The organism is Microbacterium sp. ABRD28, from assembly GCF_003850245.1.
Classification (GTDB): domain Bacteria; phylum Actinomycetota; class Actinomycetes; order Actinomycetales; family Microbacteriaceae; genus Microbacterium.
Window position 1 is genome coordinate 2,225,898 of sequence record NZ_CP031015.1, and the last position, 22,317, is coordinate 2,248,214.

At 69.4% G+C, this 22,317-nt stretch carries 16 protein-coding genes; 5 read left to right on the forward strand and 11 right to left on the reverse strand.

Annotated elements, in window-relative coordinates; genetic code table 11:
- Window positions 1-26: 26 nt before the first annotated feature.
- The 3 genes from gatB to gatC are packed head-to-tail and all read right to left on the reverse strand — an operon-like array spanning window position 27 to window position 3,360.
- Window positions 27-1,541: an Asp-tRNA(Asn)/Glu-tRNA(Gln) amidotransferase subunit GatB gene (gatB, locus tag DT073_RS10765; RefSeq protein ID WP_124293387.1), complete on the reverse strand. Its 1,515-nt coding sequence runs from the start codon at window positions 1,539-1,541 to the stop codon at window positions 27-29.
- Window positions 1,541-3,064 carry an Asp-tRNA(Asn)/Glu-tRNA(Gln) amidotransferase subunit GatA gene (gatA, locus tag DT073_RS10770; RefSeq protein WP_124293388.1) on the reverse strand — a complete coding sequence of 508 codons (1,524 nt, stop codon included), beginning with the start codon at window positions 3,062-3,064 and terminating at the stop codon, window positions 1,541-1,543. The genes gatB and gatA overlap by 1 nt, the downstream gene beginning before the upstream one ends.
- Window positions 3,061-3,360, reverse strand: coding sequence for an Asp-tRNA(Asn)/Glu-tRNA(Gln) amidotransferase subunit GatC (gene gatC, locus DT073_RS10775; protein ID WP_124293389.1), 300 nt, complete (start codon window positions 3,358-3,360; stop codon window positions 3,061-3,063). Before gatC ends, gatA begins: the two co-directional genes overlap by 4 nt.
- 86 nt (window positions 3,361-3,446) lie before the next feature.
- Between gatC and DT073_RS10780 the strand changes: the two genes are divergently transcribed.
- Window positions 3,447-5,174, forward strand: coding sequence for a long-chain-fatty-acid--CoA ligase (locus DT073_RS10780; RefSeq protein ID WP_124293390.1), 1,728 nt, complete (start codon window positions 3,447-3,449; stop codon window positions 5,172-5,174).
- Here DT073_RS10780 and ligA read toward each other — a convergent pair whose 3' ends face one another.
- The 3 genes from ligA to DT073_RS10795 all read right to left on the reverse strand — a co-directional run bounded on the left by ligA (window position 5,175) and on the right by DT073_RS10795 (window position 9,841).
- Window positions 5,175-7,421, reverse strand: a complete 2,247-nt coding sequence (gene ligA / locus DT073_RS10785) for an NAD-dependent DNA ligase LigA (protein ID WP_124294473.1) — start codon at window positions 7,419-7,421, stop codon at window positions 5,175-5,177.
- Window positions 7,422-7,525: 104 nt separating this feature from the next.
- The gene (gene mnmA / locus DT073_RS10790) at window positions 7,526-8,632 is read right to left on the reverse strand and encodes a tRNA 2-thiouridine(34) synthase MnmA (RefSeq protein WP_124293391.1); all 1,107 of its coding nucleotides are present in this window, start codon (window positions 8,630-8,632) and stop codon (window positions 7,526-7,528) included.
- A gap of 9 nt (window positions 8,633-8,641) precedes the next feature.
- Complete coding sequence (locus DT073_RS10795) at window positions 8,642-9,841, reverse strand: cysteine desulfurase family protein (RefSeq protein ID WP_124293392.1); 1,200 nt, start codon at window positions 9,839-9,841, stop codon at window positions 8,642-8,644.
- Window positions 9,842-9,913: 72 nt separating this feature from the next.
- Here DT073_RS10795 and glgX point away from each other — a divergent pair, with 72 nt between their 5' ends.
- Genes glgX through glgB form a run of 3 tightly spaced genes read left to right on the forward strand, consistent with a single transcriptional unit; the run spans window position 9,914 to window position 16,329 of the window.
- Window positions 9,914-12,001 (forward strand): glycogen debranching protein GlgX, encoded by a 2,088-nt coding sequence (gene glgX, locus DT073_RS10800; protein ID WP_124293393.1) that lies wholly within the window; start codon window positions 9,914-9,916, stop codon window positions 11,999-12,001.
- 57 nt (window positions 12,002-12,058) lie between these two features.
- Entirely contained in the window at window positions 12,059-14,146 is a 2,088-nt protein-coding gene (locus DT073_RS10805; RefSeq protein WP_205782927.1) for an alpha-1,4-glucan--maltose-1-phosphate maltosyltransferase, read from the forward strand.
- Window positions 14,143-16,329: a 1,4-alpha-glucan branching protein GlgB gene (gene glgB / locus DT073_RS10810; protein WP_124293394.1), complete on the forward strand. Its 2,187-nt coding sequence runs from the start codon at window positions 14,143-14,145 to the stop codon at window positions 16,327-16,329. The genes DT073_RS10805 and glgB overlap by 4 nt, the downstream gene beginning before the upstream one ends.
- Before the next feature lie 60 nt (window positions 16,330-16,389).
- On the opposite strand, the gene DT073_RS10815 is transcribed toward glgB, so the two are convergent.
- Both DT073_RS10815 and DT073_RS10820 read right to left on the reverse strand, forming a co-directional pair.
- Entirely contained in the window at window positions 16,390-17,349 is a 960-nt protein-coding gene (locus tag DT073_RS10815; RefSeq protein WP_124293395.1) for a tetratricopeptide repeat protein, read from the reverse strand.
- Window positions 17,346-19,226 (reverse strand): DUF8094 domain-containing protein, encoded by a 1,881-nt coding sequence (locus DT073_RS10820; RefSeq protein WP_124293396.1) that lies wholly within the window; start codon window positions 19,224-19,226, stop codon window positions 17,346-17,348. The genes DT073_RS10815 and DT073_RS10820 overlap by 4 nt, the downstream gene beginning before the upstream one ends.
- 192 nt (window positions 19,227-19,418) lie before the next feature.
- On the opposite strand from DT073_RS10820, the gene DT073_RS10825 reads away from it, so the two are divergent.
- Window positions 19,419-20,492: an AI-2E family transporter gene (locus DT073_RS10825; RefSeq protein ID WP_124293397.1), complete on the forward strand. Its 1,074-nt coding sequence runs from the start codon at window positions 19,419-19,421 to the stop codon at window positions 20,490-20,492.
- Window positions 20,493-20,504: 12 nt separating this feature from the next.
- Here the strand turns inward: DT073_RS10825 and DT073_RS10830 are convergent, their stop codons facing one another.
- From DT073_RS10830 to DT073_RS10840, 3 genes are read right to left on the reverse strand one after another with little or no spacing between them, the layout of a single operon-like run.
- A complete protein-coding gene (locus tag DT073_RS10830) occupies window positions 20,505-21,233 on the reverse strand; it encodes an alpha/beta hydrolase (protein ID WP_124293398.1) in 729 nt (242 codons plus the stop codon).
- Window positions 21,233-21,517: an Rv1322 family protein gene (locus tag DT073_RS10835; protein ID WP_124293399.1), complete on the reverse strand. Its 285-nt coding sequence runs from the start codon at window positions 21,515-21,517 to the stop codon at window positions 21,233-21,235. The genes DT073_RS10830 and DT073_RS10835 overlap by 1 nt, the downstream gene beginning before the upstream one ends.
- Window positions 21,518-21,521: 4 nt before the next feature.
- Window positions 21,522-22,223, reverse strand: a complete 702-nt coding sequence (locus tag DT073_RS10840; protein WP_205783124.1) for an aggregation-promoting factor C-terminal-like domain-containing protein — start codon at window positions 22,221-22,223, stop codon at window positions 21,522-21,524.
- Between the last annotated feature and the right edge of the window lie 94 nt (window positions 22,224-22,317).

A 22,317-nucleotide genomic window follows, 5' to 3' on the forward strand; every position in this document is an offset into this window, starting at 1 on the left:
TTGTCGGCGAAGCCGCCGACATCCGGTCACTGAGACGCGCGCTCGAGGATCAGCTCACGCACGCGCGCGGCATCCGCCTGTCCTCGCATCGCCTTCATGACCGCACCGATCACCGCTCCGGCGGCCTGGACCTTGCCGTCGCGGATCTTGTCCAGTACGTCCGGCTGCGCTGCCAGCGCCTCGTCGATCGCGGCGATCAACGCGGTGTCGTCCGAGACGACCGCGAGGCCCCGCGAGGTCACGACGTGCGCCGGGTCTCCCTCTCCGGCGATCACACCCTCGAGCACCTGGCGCGCCAGCTTGTCGGTGAGCGTCCCCTCGTCGACCAGCCGCTGGAGCTCGGCGACCTGCGCGGGGGTGACGAGCGCTCCCGGCTCTCGGCCATCGGCATTGGCGACACGGCTGATCTCGCTCATCCACCACTTGCGGGCGGCGGCAGGCGTCGCGCCGGCTGCGACAGTGGCCTCGACTTCGCTCAAGAGGCCGGCATTGACCACCCCCCGGAACTCGATGTCCGCGAAACCCCAGTCCGACCTCAGACGCCGGCGGCGCACGACGGGCTGCTCCGGCAGGGCCGCGCGCAGCTCCTCGATGAGCGACTCCGCGGGGGCGACGGGAAGCAGGTCCGGCTCGGGGAAGTACCGGTAGTCGTCCGCGTCGGACTTCGGCCGACCCGGCGAGGTCGTGCCGGTGTCCTCGTGCCAGTGGCGTGTCTCCTGTGTGATCGTCCCGCCTGCGGCGAGGATCGCCGCCTGACGCTGGATCTCGTAGCGGACGGCCCGCTCGACCGACCGCATCGAGTTGACGTTCTTCGTCTCGGTGCGCGTTCCGAGCTTCTCCTGACCACGGGGACGCAGCGAGACATTGGCGTCGCAGCGGAGGTTCCCCCGCTCCATCCGCGCGTCCGAGATGCCCAACGCGAGCACGATGTCGCGGATGGTCTGGACATAGGCCTTGGCGATGTCGGGCGCTCGGTGCTCCGCTCCGAAGATCGGCTTCGTGACGATCTCCACCAGGGGCACGCCGGCACGGTTGTAGTCGACGAGGGAGTACTCCGCCCCCTGGATGCGGCCGGTCGATCCGCCGACGTGCGTGAGCTTGCCGGCATCCTCCTCCATGTGGGCGCGCTCGATCGGAACGGTCACGACCGTCCCGTCCTCCAGCTCGACCTCGACAGAACCCTCGAACGCGATCGGCTCGTCATACTGAGAGATCTGATAGTTCTTGCCGAGGTCGGGGTAGAAGTAGTTCTTCCGCGCGAATCTGCTCGATGGTGCGATCTGGCATCCGAGGGCGAGCCCGAGGCTGATCGAGGCGCGTACGGCCTCCTCGTTGACGACGGGCAGAGCGCCGGGAAGCCCCATGTCGACCGGGGCGACCAGCGTGTTCGGCGCCGCATCGTGGTTGGTGCTGTTCGCGGGGTTGGGTGCGCCTGAGAACATCTTCGTGCGGGTGTTCAGTTCGACGTGCACCTCGAACCCGAGCACAGGCTCGAAACGCTCTAGGGCTTCGTCGAAGTCCATCAGCTTGTCGCGACCCATCAGGCGACCCCTCCCCGCAGCGGCATGCGGTCCAGCAGGGGACCACCCCATTCATCGACCAGTAGCGCCTCGACCGCAGCCCCGACCCGATACAGCCTCGCGTCCTCACGGGCGGGAGCCAGGAACTGGATCCCCACCGGCAGCCCGTCCTCGGGTGCAAGACCCGCAGGGATCGAGATCCCGGGGACACCCGCAAGGTTCGCCGGGATGGTGGTGACGTCGTTGAGGTACATCTGCAGCGGATCGTCGAGCTTCTCGCCGAGCCGGAACGCCGTCGTGGGAGCCGAGGGAGTGGCCAGCACGTCGACCTGCGCGAAGGCGGCGTCGAAGTCCGACTGGATGAGGGTGCGGACCTTCTGCGCGCTGCCGTAGTACGCGTCGTAATAGCCCGCGGACAGCGCATACGTGCCGAGGATGACGCGTCGCTTCACCTCGTCACCGAACCCGGCCTCGCGCGTGGCCGCCATGACCTCTTCGACGGTCGCCCCGGCATGGGGGATCACACGCATGCCGAACCGGACCGAGTCGAACTTGGCCAGGTTGCTCGATGCCTCCGCAGGAAGGATGAGGTAGTAGGCCGCGACCCCGTACTCGAAGTGCGGGGCACTGACCTCGACGATCTCGGCACCCTGCGCCGCCATGGCGTCGAGGGTCTCTCGGAAGCGCGAAGAGACGCCCGGCTGGAATCCGCTGTCGGGAAGCTCGGAGATGACGCCGACCCGGAGTCCGCGCAGGACCTCCCCCGATGCGCCGTCGCGTGCCGCGGCGGCGAAAGACGGCCAGGTCTGCTCGAGCGACGTGGCATCGTGCGGGTCGTGGCCGCCGATGACGTCGTGAAGCAGTCCGGCGTCGAGAACCGTCCGCGTCACCGGGCCGACCTGGTCGAGGCTCGATGCGAGCGCGATGGCGCCGTACCGCGATACCCCGCCGTAGGTGGGCTTCATGCCCACGGTCCCCGTGACGTGCGCGGGCTGGCGAATGGAGCCGCCGGTATCGGATCCGAGCGCCAGAGGCGCCTCGAACGCGGCGACCGCGGCGGCCGAGCCACCACCGGAACCACCGGGAATCCGGTCGAGATCCCAAGGGTTGCGCGTGGGTCCGTACGCGGAGTGCTCCGTGGAGGAGCCCATCGCGAACTCGTCCATGTTCGTCTTGCCGAGCGGCACCATCCCGGCGGCACGGGCACGGGCGACCACGGTGGCGTCGTAGGGCGACATGTACCCCTCGAGGATCCGTGACCCGCTGGTCGAGGGCATGTCGGTTGTGACCAGGACGTCCTTGATCGCCAGGGGCACACCCGCCAGCGGACCGAGCTCCTCGCCTGCGGCTCGTCGTCGATCGATGTCCTCGGCCACCTCGAGGGCACGGTCGTTGACGTGGAGGAAGGCGTGGACATCCCCGTCGACCTCGCGGATGCGGTCGAGGTGCGCACCGGTCGCCTCGACACTGGACATCTCGCCGCTCCTCAACCGCGACGCGAGGTCGGCGGCGGTGAGACGGATGATCTCGCCGGCCGCGCTCACTGCTCCTCCCCCAGGATGGCGGTGACCCGGAAGCGATTGTCGGCGGCTTCGGGGGCGTTCTGCAGCACCTGCTCGACGGTCAGGACATCGGCGGGGACATCCTCACGGAACACGTTCTGCAGGGGAATGGGGTGGCTGGTGGCCACCACATCGGCGGTCGCAACCTCGGACACCTTCGCGATGTTGTCGACGATGACGTCGAGCTGGCCGGTGAGGCGCGCCACTTCCCCTTCGCTCAGCTGGATGCGGGCGAGCACGCCGAGATGGCGAACGAGGTCGGGTGTGATTTCAGACACGCGAACAGTTTAGGTGCTCGCTCCGTCGGCCTCCGGTCCGTGCCGGGCGACGGGAGGTGCCTGCGCAGCGTCGTAGAGTGTCGGGCGTGACGACGTACGACCCGCCCCGTCCGTGGATCGCCAGCTACGCCGAGGGGGTTCCCTCGGACCTCCCCGAGGTAACGGGGTCGCTCGTCGACATCATCGACACCGCGGCGCGTGAGAATCCCGATGCGCCGGCGCTGGAGTTCTTCGGACGAGAGACGACCTACCGCCAGCTTCACGCGCAGATCATCGCCGCCGCCGAAGGATTGCGACGGCGCGGGGTGAAAGCGGGCGATGCGGTGGCGATCGTGCTGCCGAACTGTCCGCAGCACATCGTCGCCTTCTACGCCGTCCTCCGGCTCGGTGCGGTGGTCGTGGAACACAACCCGCTCTACACCGCACGGGAGCTGCGCACCCAGTTCCAGGATCACGGAGCTCGTCACGCGATCGTCTGGAGCAAGGTCGTCGACACCGTTCGCGCGTTCCCCGACGATCTCGGGATCCAGACCCTGGTGTCGGTCGAGATCCGTCGCGCCATGCCGTGGCGCACCCGCGTCGCCCTGCGGCTTCCGGTCGCGCGAGCCCGTGAGGCGCGGATGGCACTGGACTCCCCGCTCGCTCGGCGCGCGGCGTCGGTGCAACGGTGGGAGGACCTGACCGCCGACGGCCCGCTCGCCCCCGAGCACGCAGGTCCCGACACCGACGATCTCGCGATCCTGCAGTACACCAGCGGCACGACCGGCTCGCCCAAGGGCGTGCGACTGACCCACCGCAACCTTCTCGCCAACGCCGCGCAGGCCCGCTCCTGGGTGCCGGAGATCAGGCGCGGAGAGGGATGCGTCGTGTACGCCGTCCTCCCGATGTTCCACGCGTACGGTCTCACGCTGTGCCTCACCTTCGCCATGTCGATGGCCGCCCGGCTCGTTCTGTTCCCCCGCTTCGATCCCGACCTCGTGCTGGCGGTGACGAAGAAGCGGCCCGCGACCTTCCTCCCCCTCGTTCCCCCCATCGCCGAACGGCTGCTCGCATCCGCCGAGGCCGCCGGGGTTTCTCTGGAGGGGACGCAGGTCGCCATCTCGGGCGCGATGGCCCTCCCCCACGAACTGGTCGTGCCCTTCGAGCGGGCCAGCGGTGGCTACCTCGTCGAAGGCTACGGACTCAGCGAGTGCTCTCCGGTCCTCATGGCCAACCCCGTGGCGACCCACCGCAAGCCCGGGACCGTCGGCCTTCCTCTGCCGGGCACCGAGTGCCGGGTGGTGGATCCCGATGACCCTCGCACCGATGTGCCGCAGGGCGCGCCCGGGGAGCTCGTCGTGCGGGGACCGCAGGTGTTCGACGGCTACCACGGGCGCCCGGAGGAGACCGAGCAGGTGTTCGTCGACGGCTGGTTCCGCACCGGTGACATCGTCACGATCGACGACGAGGGCTTCGTCAGGATCGTCGACCGGATCAAAGAGCTCATCATCACGGGTGGTTTCAACGTGGCGCCCACCGAAGTCGAGAACGCCCTGCGCCAGCATCCCCGGGTGAGCGACGCAGCAGTGGTCGGTCTCCCCTCGACTCACTCGGGCGAGGATGTCGTCGCCGCGGTCGTCGTGTCGGGCACCGATCCGCTGGATCCGGAGGAGGTCAGAGGCTTCGCGCGCGGGATCCTCACGGCATACAAAGTGCCGCGCCGGGTGCTCGTCGTCGAGGAGCTGCCGCGTTCGCTGATCGGCAAGGTGCAGCGACGTCAGGTGCGGGCGCGGCTTCTCGAGACGATGGATGCGGGCCGGGCAGACGCCGACTGATCACGACGAGGAGTCGTCCGCGTCCGCGAGGGCGGAGGGTCCTTCGGTCACGAGCAGGTGGAACTGCGCGGCGTCGATGACCCGAAGGCCGAGCTCTTCCGCCTTCGCCAGCTTCGACCCGGCCCCTGGGCCGGCCGCAACGAAGTCGGTCTTCTTCGACACCGACGACGCCGCCTTCCCCCCGGCGCGCAGGATCGCCTCTTGGGCGCCCTCCCGGGTGTAGCCCTCGAGGGTTCCGGTGGCGACGACGGTGACACCGTCGAGGACGCCGCCGGCGATGGCTGCGGCCCCCGGACCAGGATGACCCGGGGTCGCCAGCTGCGCACCGGCCGCCTCCCACCGCTCGACGATCTCGCGGTGCCAGTCGACGGCGAACCATTCCGTCACCGCATCGGCGATGATCCCGCCGACGCCGTCGACGGCGGCGAGGTCGTCGCGCGACGCGTCCCGGATCGCGCGTATCGAACCGAACCACTGCGCCAGGGCGCGCGCCGCGACGGGACCGACGTGGCGGATGCTGAGGGCGACGAGAAACCGCCACAGCTCCTTGGTCTTGGCGCGTTCCAGATTGGCCAGGAGCTCCTGGGCTGCTCGCGAGACGATGTGGACGGCGTCGCCGTCGAATTCGCCGTCGGGGTCGAAGGGCGGGTCGGACTTCTTGCGCTGACGGCGGAAGGGTGAGCGGGTGTCCGCCGTGCCGTCTTCCAGGAGACGCGGCAGCCCCGTCTCGGCATCGCGCACCACGACGTCGATCGGGAAGAGATCGGCGGCGGTGAGATCGAACAGACCGGCCTCGGTGACCAGCGGGGGGATCTCGGGGCGGACGGGCTGCGTCAGCGCGGCCGCCGACACCTCCCCCAGCCCCTCGATATCGAGGGCTCCCCGTGACCCGATGTGCTCGACACGTCCCCTCACCTGCGCGGGGCAGGATCGTGCGTTCGGGCAGCGCAGATCGATGTCGCCCTCCTTGGCGGGGGCGAGCGGCGAACCGCATTCGGGGCACCGGTGCGGCATGACGAACTCCCGCTCGCTGCCGTCGCGCAGCTCCACGACCGGCCCGAGCACCTCGGGGATGACGTCCCCCGCCTTGCGGAGAACGACGGTGTCACCGATCAGCACGCCCTTCGCCTTCACGACGTCCTGGTTGTGCAGCGTCGCCTGGCGAACGACCGAGCCGGCGACCTGTGCCGGCGCCATCACGGCGAAGGGCGTCGCACGACCGGTGCGGCCGACCGACACCACGATGTCGAGCAGCGTGGTGTTCACCTGTTCGGGAGGGTACTTGTATGCGATGGCCCAGCGCGGTGCGCGGCTGGTGGCACCCAGCTCGTCGTGGAGCGCGAGGTCGTCGACCTTGACCACGACCCCGTCGATCTCGTGTTCCACGTCGTGGCGGTGTTCGCCGTAGTGCCGGATGAACTCGGCGGCCTCCCCGGCATCGTCGGCCACCCGGAAGTACCGGCTCACGGGGAGCCCCCAGCCCTTCAGCAGGCGGTAGACCTCGCTCTGCGCGGCCACCGGCGGGTCGGCCCACGCACCGATGCCGTGAACCGTCATCCGCAGTCGGCTCAGTCGCTCCGTCATGGCCCGCAGCTGTCGTTCGGACTTCCCCTCGGCCTTCTGGCGCAGCGATCCCGATGCCGCATTGCGGGGGTTGGCGAAGAGGCGATCGCCCTGCGCCTGCTGGAACGCGTTGAGCGCGGTGAAGTCGGCGACGGTGAAGAACACCTCGCCGCGCACCTCGACGAGGTCTGGATGCCCGCTGCCGGCGAGCACGGCCGGAATCGTGCCGATGCGGCGCACGTTCTCGGTGACATCCTCGCCGACACGTCCGTCGCCCCGGGTCGCTGCGGTGGTGAGTCGGCCCCGTTCGTACCGGAGCGACAGCGCGAGACCATCGATCTTCAGCTCGCAGAGGTAGCGGACACCGCGTGCGGCGTCGCGCTCGACGCGCGTCGTCCAGGCGAGGAACTCCTCTTCGCTGAACACATTGTCCAGACTCAGCATGCGTTCGGCGTGGGTGACAGGCGCGAAGAGGGTCGCCGACGCTGCACCGACGCTCTGCGTGGGGGAATCCTGACCCTGGAGCTCGGGGTGGAGCCGCTCGATCTGCTCCAACTCGTGCATCCATGCGTCGTACGTGGCATCGTCGACGATCTGGGCTTCCTCGCCGTAGTAGGCGTCGCGCGCGCGGAGGATGCGATCGGTCAGCTCGTCGGCCCGCGCCCGTGCCGCCGCCGGCGTCATCGACACCTGATCCTCAGCGACACGGAGGGGGTCTGCCGAGCTTCTCACCGCGTCTGTCACGCCGTCAGTCTAGGCAGTGCCTCCGACACCGAAGCGGAGCCCGTTCAGGAGACGACCGTCTCGACGGGAGCCGCCGACACCGTACGCGCGATGGTGAACTGCCCGATGACCCGGGTGCCCTCGTAGAGGACGGCGGTCTGTCCGGGGGCGACGCCATCGAACGGCTGGTCCGGGGTAATCTCGATCTCACTGCCGTCGAACCGTCCCTCCGCCGGCACCGGCTCGGCGTGAGCGCGGATCTGGACGTGGCACGAGAACAGTCCGACCGCCGGCGGCTGCGTGGTCCAGCTGAACCGATCGCCGGCGATGCGCGCGGTGGCCAGCGCCTCTTTCGGACCGACCACGACGGTGTTGGAGACGGGCCGGACCTCGAGGACGAAGCGGGGCTTGCCGTCTGCAGCCGGGACACCGAGCGCCAGTCCACGGCGCTGCCCGACCGTGTAGGCGTGGGCGCCGTCGTGCCGGCCGACGACGTCGCCGGCGCGGTCGACGATGTCGCCGGGGGTCGCACCGACGCGCTCGGCGAGCCAGCCGCGGGTGTCGCCGTCGGGGATGAAGCAGATGTCGAAGCTGTCGGGCTTGTTCGCCACGGTCAGACCGCGGCGCTCCGCCTCGGCCCGCACCACGGCCTTGGACGGGGTGTCTCCCAGGGGGAAGAGCGAATGCGCGAGCTGGTCGGGAGTGAGGACTCCGAGCACGTAGGACTGATCCTTGGCGGCATCCGACGCCCGGTGCAGCTCGCGCCCCGCGGCGGTGTCCACGATGCGCGCGTAGTGCCCCGTGCACACCGCGTCGAACCCGAGCTCGACGGCCCGCTCGAGCAGCGCGGCGAACTTGATGCGCTCGTTGCACCGCATGCACGGGTTCGGGGTGCGACCGGCCCGGTACTCGGTCACGAAGTCCTCGATCACGTCGTCCCGGAAGCGTTCGGAGAAGTCCCACACGTAGAACGGGAACCCGAGAACATCCGCAGCGCGACGCGCATCCATCGCATCCTCGATGGTGCAGCATCCCCGGCTGCCGGTGCGCAGAGTGCCCCCCGCCCGCGAGAGCGCCAGGTGCACGCCGACGACGTCGTGACCCGCATCGACCATGCGGGCCGCCGCGACGGCCGAATCCACGCCGCCGCTCATCGCCGCCAGTACTCGCATCCGTCCAGTTTACGAAGGGGTCGCTGGACGGAGTCCGGATGCCGCACGCGCGCGTCGGACGGCCTCCGGCAGATGCCGGAGCACCGCGTCGACGTCCGACGGCGTACTCGTCCGCCCCAGCGAGAATCGCAGCACCTGTCGCGCCTCGGCCGGGGTCCGGCCCAGCGCGAGGACGACGTGGGACGGCTCGGCGACCCCCGCCTGGCAGGCCGACCCGGTCGACACCGCGATCCCCGCCTGATCCAGGAGGAACAGCAGCGTCTCCCCCGCGGCCCCCGGGAACAGCACGTGGACATTGCCCGCGAGACGCGCCGTCGATCCGTGCGCGAGCGGGCCGAGGACCTCGGCGCCGGTCACCGTCTCCCGGATGCCGCGGATCAGACGGTCCGACAGTCCGCCCAGACGCTCCTGCTCCCGCTCGCGCTCGGCCTCGGCGGCGTCCAGCGCGGCCGCGAACGCGACGCTTCCGGCGACGTCCTGGGTACCGGCCCGGAGTCCGCGCTGCTGCCCGCCGCCGTGGAGGAGAGGCTCGATGCGCGCGTGGCGCGAAACCACCAGGGCGCCCACGCCGACCGGTCCCCCCACCTTGTGCGCGGCGACGCTGAGGGCCACCAGGCCGGCGGATCCGGTCGCCGACCCGCGCCAGTCGCGGAAGGAGACCGGCACGCGCCCGAGGGCGGCGATGGCGTCCACGTGGAACGGGATGCCCGCCGCGGAGGCAGCGGCGGCGAGAGCGGGGATGTCGTTGACCGTGCCGATCTCGTTGTTGGCCGCAAGCGCCGTCGCCACAGCCGCCCCTCTCGCGGCGGCGGCGAACTCCGCCACCCCGATGCGCCCGATCTCATCGAGCGGCACGGACCGCGCCTGTGCTCCCGCGAAGCGCGACAGCCATTCGACGACGTCCACGGTCGCGTGGTGCTCGCCGTCGGGAAGCACGATGGCCTCCGCCCCGGCGGACCGGGCCCACCACAACCCCTTCAGAGCGAGATTGACCGCCTCGGTCCCTCCCGACGTGAACACGATCTCGATGGGATCGGCGCCGAGCAGAACCGCCAGGCGCTCCCGGGCGTCCTCGAGGAGGCGACGCGCGGACTGACCGGCGCCGTGGATCGACGAGGGATTGCCGACGACCTCGTGGGCGCGGATCCACGCCTCGCGGGCTTCGGGGCGCAGGGGGCTCGTCGCCGCGTGATCGAGGTACGCCGTCATCGCCGAGCACCTTCCTCCCCGTCAGGACGAGCCGTCATCTCCGGGATACACGCGCTCACTATCGTAGTTCGCATGGTCAGCATCGACCCCCTCGCCCCCACCTCCCCCTCCGCCTCACTGCTGAGCCCGCACCTCGACGACCTGGGCGTCAGGCAGGGCCCCGCCGGAGGCACCCTTCGGGTCTGGTCCGCCCACGCCGAAGCCATCGAGCTCGTCCTCTTCGACCGCGATGACATCGACTGGATCGTCGCAACCGCTTCGCTCGTCCCGGAAGGCGGTGGTGTCTGGGCGGTGACCACCCCGCTGCTGCACCCGGGCGCCCGGTACGCGCTCCGCGTAGACGGTCCCTCCGGCCCCGGCAGCGTCTTCAACAGCGCGACGCTTCTCACCGATCCCTATGCGCGCGGAGTCGTCGGAAGCGGCCTGGAGGACTGGCGCTGCGTCGTCATCGACGGCGGGTTCGACTGGGGCGGTGTGCCCAAGCCCGGCGTCCCGCTGGATCGCACCGTCATCTACGAGGGACATGTCAAGGGCCTCACGAAGCGTCACCCGGGGATCCCCGCCGCCCTCCACGGCACATATGCGGGACTCGCCCACCCCGCGATGATCGAGCACCTGCTGAGCCTGGGGGTGACCAGTGTCGAGCTCCTCCCGATCCATGCCTTCGCCCCCGAGCCGCGCCTGCTGCAGCACGGACTTTCGAACTACTGGGGCTACAACACCGTCAACTTCTTCAGCCCGCATGCCGCCTACGCCACTCTGGAGGCTCAGCGGCAGGGCCCCGAAGCGGTGCTCCGCGAAGTGAAGGGAATGGTGCGCCTGCTGCACGAGGCCGGCATCGAGGTGCTTCTCGACGTCGTCTACAACCACACCGCCGAAGAAGGAATCGGCGGCCCCCGCTCGAGTCTGCGCGGCATCGACAACCGGTCGTATTACCGGCAGCAGGACGACGGAACCTACATCGACGTCACCGGGTGTGGAAACAGCGTCAACACGGCGACCGACGCCGCGGCGCGGCTGGTGCTCGATTCCCTCCGGTATTGGGCACGGGAGGTGCAGATCGACGGCTTCCGCTTCGATCTGGCGGTGACCCTCGGACGTGATGCCGGGCACGCCTTCACCCCGGATCATCCGCTCCTCCAGGCCATCGTCGACGATCCCGCGCTGGCGGATGTGAAGAAGATCGTCGAGCCCTGGGACGTCGGTATGGGCGGCTGGCAGACGGGGAACTTCGCACCCGGCTGGCACGAGTGGAACGATCGCTACCGCGACCGGGTCCGCAACTTCTGGCTGAGCGACATCGACTACGCCCGACGGGCCTCGACGTCGCCGGTCGGCATCGGCGGTTTCGCCACGCGCCTGGCCGGATCGTCCAACACGTTCAGCGAGGAACGCGGACCCCTCGCGAGCGTCAACTTCGTCACCGCGCACGACGGCTTCACCCTCCGCGACCTGGTGTCGTACGACGTCAAGCACAACCTCGGCAACGGAGAGCAGAATCGCGACGGTGCCGACACGAATCGCTCGTTCAACCACGGAGCGGAGGGGCGCACCGACGACCAGGGGATCCTCGCCACCCGCCGCCGCGCGATGCGCAACCTCCTCGGCACCCTGCTGCTGTCGGCAGGGATCCCGATGCTGACGGCGGGCGACGAGTTCGGTCGCACCCAGCGGGGCAACAACAACGCCTACTGCCACGACTCGCCGCTGACCTGGCTGTCGTGGGAGCACGCACCCTGGCAGCAGGATCTTCTCGCCCACGTGCAAGCCCTCACCCGGCTGCGTCGAGAGAACCCCGCCCTGCGTCCCATCCGATTCGCCCGTCTGGGCGAGCGGATCCCCTCGGCCTCGGTGATGCAGTGGTACGACGAGAACGGTCAGACCATGTCGCCCGACCGGTGGACCGACCCCGGCCACCGGACGCTCCAGTACGTCGCCGCCTCGACCCCCGAGAACGAACCGTTCAACCGGGTCCTCCTCGTCATCCACGGTGTCGAGCGCCCGACGACGGTCACCCTTCCCGAACTCGAGGAGGCCGACCGCTTCGTCTCGCTGTGGTCCAGCGCCGATGAGAATCCGTCCGCGCACGAGGGTGTCTTCGCACCCGGCGACGACCTGGATGTCCCCCCGACGAGCATGCGGCTGTTCCGCGTGGAGTGATCTGCGGCCTGTGCGCAAGCCCTGCGATCGTCCGATGGCGCGCGGTAGGTTCGAGTGGTGGCCACGACGACTCGTTCCCCCCGCCCCCGTCCCTGGCGCTCGGCATCGGCGATCCCGGTGCGCGCCGTCCGCCCCACCACCGCACCCGCGCCCACGGTGACGCCGCGCATCCCCCTGACCCTCCCCTCTCCCAGCGTGCCCGGCGGCCGCTATCGGCCGTCCGCTTACGTCGGCGATGCCGTCCCCTTCACCGTGACGGCATTCCGCGAAGGACACGACGCGATCGGCGTGCAGGTGCGGCTCTTCTCCCCCTCAGGTGATGAGTCCCTCCACCGGCTCACCCCTCTCAACGACGGCTTCGACCGTTGGACGACCACCGTGGCGCCCCTCGAGACCGGGGTGTGGCGCTTCCGGTTCGAGGCCTTCAGCGACGATTTCGCCACGTGGCAGCACGCTGCCGACATCAAGCTCGCCGCCGGACTCGACCCCTTTGTGATGCGCGAATCCGGGGCCCGCCTCTTCGACACCGCGATCGCCGAGAAGGGCCGGAGCGCGGCCGAACGCACGCTGCTGGCCGCCTCCGCCGCGCGGTTGCGCGATGCCGACGTCTCCGATGCCCAGGCGTTGGACATCGTCCGCGATGAGAAGATCGCGGCGCTGTTCGCCGCGCGTCCGACCTCGGCGATCGTCAGCGCGGGCGAAGAAGCCGAACTGCTCGTCGAGCGCGAGCGAGCCGGCGTCGGATCCTGGTACGAGTTCTTCCCGCGCTCCGAGGGTGCCACGCGCAATGACGACGGCTCGGTCACCAGCGGAACGCTGCGAACCGCGATCGACCGGCTTCCCGGCGTCGCAGGGATGGGCTTCGACGTCATCTACCTCCCGCCCATCCATCCGATCGGAACCACCAACCGCAAGGGCAGGAACAACAGCCTCACCTCCGAGCCCGGCGACCCCGGCTCGCCCTACGCCATCGGGTCCCACGAGGGCGGACACGACGCCATCCACCCCGACCTCGGTACGGAGGCGGACTTCGTCGCCTTCGTCGACGCCGCCCGCGGCCACGGCCTCGAGGTCGCTCTCGACCTCGCGCTGAACGCTTCTCCGGATCATCCGTGGGTCACCGAGCACCCGGAGTGGTTCACCACCCTCCCCGACGGCTCGATCGCCTTCGCCGAGAATCCGCCGAAGAAGTACCAGGACATCTATCCGCCGAACTTCGACAACGATCCGGCCGGGATCTACGCAGAGATCCTGCGGGTGGTCCAGCACTGGGTGGGCCTCGGGGTCAAGATCTTCCGCGTCGACAATCCGCACACCAAGCCGGTGCAGTTCTGGGAGTGGCTGATCGCGACCGTCAACAAGGCGGACCCGGACGTCATCTTCCTCTCCGAGGCCTTCACCCGTCCGGCGATGATGCGGGGCTTGGCGATGGCCGGGTTCCAGCAGAGCTACACCTACTTCACCTGGCGCAACAGCAAGGCGGAGCTGGAGGAGTTCTTCACCTCGATCTCGCATGAGACGTCGGACTTCATGCGGCCGAACCTCTTCGTCAACACCCATGACATCCTCACCGAGTACCTGCAGTACGGCGGGCGACCGGGATACCGGATCCGCGCCGCGCTCGCCGCCACGGCGTCGCCGACGTGGGGTGTCTACGCCGGGTACGAACTGTTCGAGAACGTCGCCCGTCCGGGCTCGGAGGAGAACATCGACAACGAGAAGTACGAGTACAAGTTCCGCGACTGGGACGGCGCCGAGGCCCGCGGCGAGTCCCTCGCGCCGTGGCTGCGGCGCCTCAACGAGATCCGGCGCGCGCACCCGGCGCTCCGACAGCTGCGCAACCTCGACGTGCACTGGAGCGATGACGAAGCCATCCTGGTCTACTCCAAGCACCTGGATGCCGCGCTGTCGCCCACCGGCGAATCCGACACCATCCTCGTGGTGGTCAACGTCGATCCGCACTCCACCCGTCAGACCATGGTCCACCTCGACACCCGCGTGTGGGGTGTGACGCCCGGCGAGCCCTTCGAGGTCGAGGACCTCGTGACCGGGGCGCGCTGGACATGGTCGGATCACAATTTCGTGCGCCTCGACGCCTTCACCGAACCCGTGCACATCCTCCACATCGCAAAGGACCGCGCATGACCGCCACGCCTCCTCCCCTCGACGCCGGCCTTCTCGACGCCGTCTCCCATGGCGCGCATCACGATCCGCACGCGGTGCTCGGAATCCACGCGCTGGGCGCCGAGGGAAGGGGGTGGGTCGTCCGCACCCGTCGGCCGCTGGCCGACAGCGTCGTCGCCGTGTTCGACGACGGCACGCGTGTGCCGCTGAATCATCGGCATGCCGGCATCTGGGAGGGCGTTCTCACCGCGCGACCGACCGGATACGTGATCACCGCCACCTACCCGGACGGATCGGAGTACACCGCCGACGACCCCTACCGGCACGGTCCGACGATCGGCGACCTCGACCTTCATCTCGTCGGAGAGGGCCGGCACGAGGAACTGTGGAACGCTCTGGGCGCGCATCTTCGCACCCATGACGGCGTCGCCGGGGCATCGTTCGCCGTGTGGGCGCCGAACGCCCAGGCCGTCCGAGTGGTGGGCGACTTCAACAGCTGGGACGGCACCGGCCACTCGATGCGGTCGATGGGCGGCAGCGGCGTCTGGGAGCTGTTCGTCCCGGGCCTCGGCGCGGGCGTCCGCTACAAGTTCGAGATCCTCTCGCGTCACGGCGCGTGGGTGATGAAGGCCGATCCGATGGCGCGCCGTGCGGAGGTCGCTCCCGGCACGGCGTCGATCGTCGAGGACTCATCCTTCTCGTGGGGCGATGGCGCGTGGATGAAGGAGCGCGCCGCATCCCGGCCCGCGGAGAGCGCGATGTCGATCTACGAGCTCCACTTCGGCTCGTGGCGTCCCGGGCTGTCCTACCGGGACGCCGCGGATCCGCTGATCGAGTACCTCACCGACCAGGGGTTCACCCACGTCGAGTTCATGCCGCTCGCGGAGCACCCCTTCGGCGGCTCCTGGGGCTATCAGGTCACCGGGTACTTCGCTCCCACGGGTCGCTTCGGGACACCGGACGATCTGCGGTATCTGATCGACCGCCTGCACCAGGCGAACATCGGCGTCATCATGGACTGGGTCCCCGGCCACTTCCCCAAGGACGACTGGGCCTTGGCTCGCTTCGACGGCGAGCCCCTGTACGAGCACGCCGATCCCCGCCGCGGCGAGCACAAGGACTGGGGCACCTACATCTTCGACTACGGCCGACGTGAGGTCCGTAACTTCCTCGTCGCCAACGCGCTCTACTGGCTGCAGGAGTTCCACGTCGACGGCCTCCGGGTCGACGCCGTCGCCTCGATGCTGTACCTCGACTACTCGCGCAATGAAGGCGAGTGGCTCCCCAACATCTACGGCGGTCGCGAGAACCTCGATGCGATCGCGTTCCTGCAGGAGGTCAACGCCACGGCCTACCGGCGCTACCCCGGTATCTCGATGATCGCCGAGGAGTCCACCAGTTTCCCGGGCGTGACCGCGCCCACCAGCCACGCCGGTCTCGGCTTCGGCTTCAAGTGGAACATGGGCTGGATGAACGACTCGTTGCAGTACATCGCCCGCGATCCGATGTACCGCAGCCACCACGAAGGCGAGATGTCCTTCTCGTTCGTGTACGCGTTCAGCGAGAACTACATCCTGCCGATCAGCCACGACGAGGTCGTCCACGGCAAGGGCAGCCTCTTCCAACGCATGCCGGGCGATCACTGGCAGAAGCTGGCGAACATGCGTGCCTATCTGGCGTACATGTGGGGCCACCCCGGCAAGCAGCTGCTGTTCATGGGCCAGGAGTTCGGACAGCTGTCGGAGTGGTCGGAGTCCCGCGGCCTGGACTGGTGGCTGCTGGAGCAGCCCCCGCACCGGCAGCTGCAGGACTTCGTCGCCCAGCTGAACCGCCAGTACCGTGCCCACTCCGCCCTGTGGTCGCGGGATGCCGACGGTTCGGCGTTCCATCGCCTGGGGGCGCCGTCATGGGACCCGAACGTCATCGCGTTCTCGCGTCGCGATCACCACGGCAACACCGTCGCCGTGATCGCCAACTTCTCGGGCGTGCCCGTTCAGCCGTTCACGCTCGACCTCCCCGCTGCGGGCGTGTGGGAGGAGATCCTCAACTCCGACGCCGGTGAGTACGGCGGCTCGGGCGTGGGGAACATGGGCGTCGTGCACGCCGACGACAACGGCCGCGCGACCATGGTCCTCCCCCCACTCGGCGTGCTCTGGCTGCGCCACCGCACTCCCGCGCACATCCCCTCGCCGACCCGGGGCTGACACGCCGGAGGGGGCGGGCGCGAGCCCGCCCCCTCCGGGGTGTTGGGAAGATCCCGTCCCTCAGAACAGCAGCGACGCGAGGCGCCCACGCGCGCGAATGACGCGGGGGTCGGCGTCACCGATCACGCCGAACAGTTCGAGCAGCCGTTCCCGCACCGGTGCGCGCTCGTCGTCGGAGAGGACCGAGAACAGGTCCAGCAGGCGCGCGAAGGCGTCATCGACGTGGCCGCCCGCGACATCCAGGTCCGCCACGGCGAACTGCGCGTCGAGATCCCGCGGAGCGGCTGCCGCAGCACCACGGGCGGCGACGAGATCCAGACCCTGCACACGCTGGAGAAGGCGCACCTGGCCGAGTGCGGCGCGCGCGTCGGCATCTCGCGGGTTCTCGGCCAGAGCGCGCTCGTACGCGCTGACGGCCGTGGCGTAGTCGCCCGCCTCGATCGCCGCAGCCGCCTCGGCGTGAAGCGGCGGAAGCTCCGGCTCGACGGGGCCGTCGGAATCGGCGCCATCGGCATCCGCGGCAACCGTGCCGGTGACCCCGTTCTGGGCCGCCAGCTGAAGGAACTGGGCGAAGACCTCGCGCACCTGCTGCTCGGGTACTGCGCCCGTGAACAGCGGCACAGGCTGACCCGCGACGACGCCCACGACCATCGGGATCGACTGCGCCCGGAACGCCTGCGCGAGCTGGGGGTTGGCGTCGACATCGACTTTGGCGAGCACGATCCGACCGTTCAGCTCACGGACGACGCGCTCGAGCGCCGGACTCAGCTGCTTGCACGGTCCGCACCACTCAGCCCACAGGTCCACGACGACCGGAACCGTCCGAGACAGCTCCAGCACCTGACCGAAGGTGGCGTCCGTGACGTCCATGACGAGGGATGGCACGCGTCCGGACGGAGCCGGTGCAGCACCCTCGGCAGGCGGTCCGGCCGACCCGGCGGGCGGCGCGGCGGGGCGGTTGCGGAGCGAGGACAGATCGACGGCGCCACGCAGCGTCGCGCCGGGAGAGACGTCGGTCACGGAATCACCTTCGCGTTGAGGATGTCGGATGCGTACCCGAGCAGACGGATCTTCTCCGTCGACCCCTGGCCGGGCACGTAGAAGAAGAGCTGGTCGGTGTAGGTCGTGGTGAAGCCCGTCGAGGACTGTTCGGCACCCGAGAGCGTACGAACCGTGGGGTTGTTCTCGAGCTTGATCACCGCGTCGGGGTTGGTGGGCTTGACGGTGTCGATCTCATCGATGTTCACCGCGACGATCGCACCGCTTTCCAGCGTCGCGAGAGCCAGCGGCTCGTACGCGCCGGGTGCGGCCTGGAAGGTCAGCTCCCCCGTGGAAGCACCGGTCTGGTTGAACTCGTCCAGGCGCTTCTGGCGGTCTCCGGCCACGCTCACGCGGAACTGGTCGCTCGCGACGTCGAAGAGATCGAAGTACTCGCTCTCCTCCCCGCTGTTCAAGATGTCGGCGTAGGCCTCGGCGAGCTGCGCGGGGGGCAGGAGGAGGAACGGAGAATCCGGCGCCGGCTGAATGGCGCCGATGTACGCCGGCGCCACGACCGGAAGCTCGGTGGCCGCCTCGAGGCTCGCCAGATAAGTCAGCCTGTACGGCGACCACTGGTCCTGCTGCGTGAGCATCATGATGCTCGAGGTGTTGGAGTCGGCGTCATCGACGACACCCACGATCGAACGCGGCCACTCGTCGTACGCCTGGGGCAACACCAGAGTCAGCGGCTCGGCCGGCAGTGCGGCGGGAGCGGGATAGTCGCTGATCGCCGCACGCAGCGCGTAGTTGGTCGAACGCGCCGCGAGCACGGCCCCGTCGAGCCGCGTGGCGGCCAGAGCCTCGTCCGCCGCCTCGTCGGCGGCTGCGACGGTCTCGGCCACCCGCGTCCAGATGCGATCCGCCTGGGCTTCCGTGACCGCCGGCGCCTGCTGACCCTCGGGAACGATGACCGAGGCGGACGGTGAGGGCGTCGGCGAAGGGGCGAACTGGGGCCACGCCTCGGACGAGCATCCGGCGAACAGGAGGGCGGACACGGCGACGGCCGGGACGACGATGAGGCGGCGGCGCCCCCCGGTGAGTGCGCGTCGACCGGTCGCGCTGATCACGCCCTTGCGCTTGCCTTCGACGGCAAGGTCGATCGGCTCCGTGACCGGGACGGGAAGGCCCTTGCGGCGGGGGCCGCGCGAGCGTCGCAGGTGGCGGATCGCGAGGATGTACAGGAACACCCCCACGGCCATCATGAGACCGCCGGCGACGATGAGCGGCCCCGCCCACGGAGTCGCGTTGGCGATCGGCCACGACACCGTGATGTCGGCCGGTGCCGGCTCGACGCCGTCCGCGGCGACGAGCACGCTCATGTCCTCCGGCAGCTGAAGCGGGGCGATGAGCACATCCTCCTGCTGGAACTCGTCCAGCCAGAGATCCGAGCCCACCGGGCTGCGGACATCGTCTGCGCCCGCCTCGTCGCCGGTGGCGGCGGCGGCCGCGGGCGTCTCGGCCTCGTTCCCCTCCGCGGTGGCGGACTCCTCGGGCGCCGGCGTCGAGCCCTCTCCGGGCTCCTCCGACACGGCCAGACTCGGGGTGATCTGCTCCGCCTCGAGCGCCCCCTCCTCGCCGACGGTCACCCGGGTGTACGCCGTATCAGAGAGCCAGGCCTCAAGGTCGGCTGTGCGACCGTATGCCGCGAAGATGGTTCCCTCACTCTGGGCGCGGAGAGTCTGCGCTCCCGGGCGACTGTTGAGCACGTCGCCCTCGACCAGGACGTACGGCGTGTCCTCCTCGACGGTGACGGCAGCGGTCTCGGTGTCCGGCCCCTGGAAGACCGTGCGCTGGGCGATGCCCGCGCCGATCATCAGCGCGGCCAGAACGAAGGCCGCGACAGCCCACACGAAACGCACGAATGCCTCACCTCTCCTCGCTCCGATACCGCTCCAGGACGCGGCGGAGCGCAAAACTCGACGTTCCAGACTACCGAAGGGCGCCTGGATGTCGCCCGGGAGCGAATGATGCCGGGGGTGACGACCGGCTATCAGTATCCTGACAAGACCGGACGTCGATGCGCCGGTTCAGCCGAGAGAGGGCGCGCGCCGATGAAGATCCACAATCCGTTCCGCGTGGCGCTCGTCGCCACTCTCGGGGTGGGTCTGGGACTCCTGCTCATCGCGAGCATTCAGACTCTCTCCACGATCCTGCTCTACGTCGGTACGGCACTGTTCCTGTCGTTGGGGCTCGATCCGATCATCTCCTGGCTGGAGCGACGAGGGCTCCCCCGCTGGGCGGCCGTGCTCATCACCATCCTCGGCGTGCTCGGCATCTTCGCCGGCATCGTGTTGATGGTGGTGCCGATCATCGTGGCGCAGGTCGCGCAGTTGATCGCCGCGATCCAGGATCTCTTCTCGACCATGACGTGGGAGGAGTTCATCGGCGGTGTCCTCACCTGGGCTCAAGACACCTTTCCCGGCATCCGGGTGGACGAGGTGTGGAGCTACATCGAGGACTGGTACACCTCGCTGGACCTCGGGTCCATCGGCAGCACGATCGGTGAGGGCGTCCTCGGAGCCGTGGGGGCGGTGATCGCCGGGTTCGGCGGCGCGTTCATCGTCCTCATCCTGACGATCTACTTCACCGCCTCCACTCCGAACCTCAAGAAGGCCGTCTACCAGCTGGTGCCGGCTTCGAAGCGGCCCCGCTTCATCGACCTCGCCGAGCAGATCACGGCATCGGTGGGCTTCTACGTCATCGGTCAGCTGAGCCTGGGTGTGACAAACGGCATCCTGAGTTTCATCTTCCTCTCGATCATCCAGGCGCCCTTCCCCGCTGTCCTCGCGGTCATCGCCTTCTTCTTCTCGCTGATCCCGCTCGTGGGCACCCTGACCGGATCGGCCATCATCGTGCTCACGTGTCTGATCCCCGGGCTCGGCTCCCCGACGACGGCGCTCGTCGCCGCGATCTACTACCTCATCTACATGCAGATCGAGGCGTACATCATCTCCCCCCGCATCATGAACCGTGCGGTGTCGATCCCGGGGGCCGTCGTGGTCATCGCCGCCCTCGCCGGAGGGTCCCTGCTGGGACTGCTGGGTGCTCTCGTCGCGATCCCCGTCGCGGCCAGCATCCTCATCATCTATCGACAGGTGATCATTCCCCGACAGAACGAGCTGTGACCGGCGTTCGGCTTACGCGGGGTCTGCCAGAGGACCGTCCCATTCCACGGGCAGCGGCAGGGCGTCGGGGTTGACCACGGCGACGATCTCGGTCAGGACGCGGCGCGTCTGATTCTCACCGACCCAAAGGTGCTTTCCCCCCTCGACGGGGATGAGCGTCGCGTGCGGAATGGCGGCGAACCGCTCCTGCGCGGCATCCGGACGCAGATAGTCATCGAACTCGGGGATGAGTGCGATGACCGGCCGAAGGTCCCCAGCCCATCCGGCGAGGTCTTCCTCGGTCGCACGGTGCAAGGGGGGCGAGAGGAGGATGATGCCCTCGACGTCGTGGTCGCGTCCGTACTTCAGCGCCAGCTCGGTGCCGAACGACCATCCCACCAGCCAGGGCCGGGGCAGACCGCGCTCCCGGACGAAGTCCATCGCCGCGGCGACGTCGAAAGCCTCGTTGCGGCCGCCGTCGAAGCTCCCCTCGCTCGTGCCGCGAGCCGAGGTGGTCCCCCGGGTGTTGAACCTCAGCACCGCGAGGTCGGCCAGCGCGGGTAGGCGGCTGGCGGCTTTTCGCAGGATATGGGAATCCATGAACCCACCCGCGGTCGGGAGCGGATGAAGCGTCACGAGCGTGGCCACCGGCGCCGCGTCCTTCGGAACCGCGAGCTCGCCCACCAGGGTCAGGCCGTCGACGGTATGAAGCTCGATGTCCTCCCGGCCGGCCGGGAGCAGAACGGGGCCGCGGATCTCCATCAGCCGATCCTCCAGCAGTGCGTGTGCCAATGGCGGCGGTCCGCCAGGGCGGCCGCGTCGCCGAGGATGCCGTCGGCGCGCCACACCACCACGTGAGCCGTCGCCGGTGGGATGTCCTGCGTGCACCCGGGGCACACATACGACTTCGCAGCCTGTCCTGCGGATACGGGCTGCACCGTCCACATCGTGCCGCGTCGCTCCTCGGTGCGCTTCCAGCCGGCGAGCAGCCGTTCGAAGGAGTCGTCGCGCGCGTGATCCGGGCGACGACGGTGCGATCGTGGCATCAGGTCAGTACCACCCGGTGCGGGTCGAGTGGTCCCAGGCCCCGCACGGCGTGCCGTACCGCCCGGCGATGTAGCCCAGGCCCCAGGTGATCTGCGTGGCGGGGTTGGTCTCCCAGTCGGCGCCGGCCGAGGCCATCTTGTTGCCCGGGAGGGACTGGGGAATGCCGTACGCACCGCTGGACGCGTTGTACGCGTTCACGCGCCATCCCGATTCCTTGTTCCACAGGGCCACCAGGCAGCTGAACTGGTCGTCGCCCCATCCGCGCGCTATCACCATGTCGTAGGCGATCGCTTGGGCGCTTCCGGGATCGGGTGTGACGAAGGGCGGCACCCAGCCTCCCGACCCCGAGGAGGACGACGACGCGGCCGACCGCGTCGTCGTGGGTGTCGGTGTGGGCGTCGGGGTGGGTGTCGGAGTGACGTAGACGGTATAGCCGCTGCGATCCAGCGACGGCGACTCGGCGTCGGTGGCGGTCTCGGTTCCCACGGTCACCGCCTGCACGTCGCCGAGCGTGCTGGCGTACAGCGAGATCGGCGGCACCTCCTCGGCGTTCGCGCTGGACAACGCCGCCCCGGTGGGACCGATCCAGGCCGCCGCGAAGGCAACCGCGGCGAAGGCTGCGAATGTCGCCGAGGTGCTCCGCCGCCGAGACCAGCGAGCAGCCGGACGCGGCGCGGCTCGTCGTGCCGTCGCGCGCCGGGTGATCGCCTGACCGGGAGCGGCGAGGTCACGTCTCCGGGTCGGAACGACGGCGCGCGTCGCCCCGGCATCGTCGTTCGGTGCCGGCAGATCGTTCGCA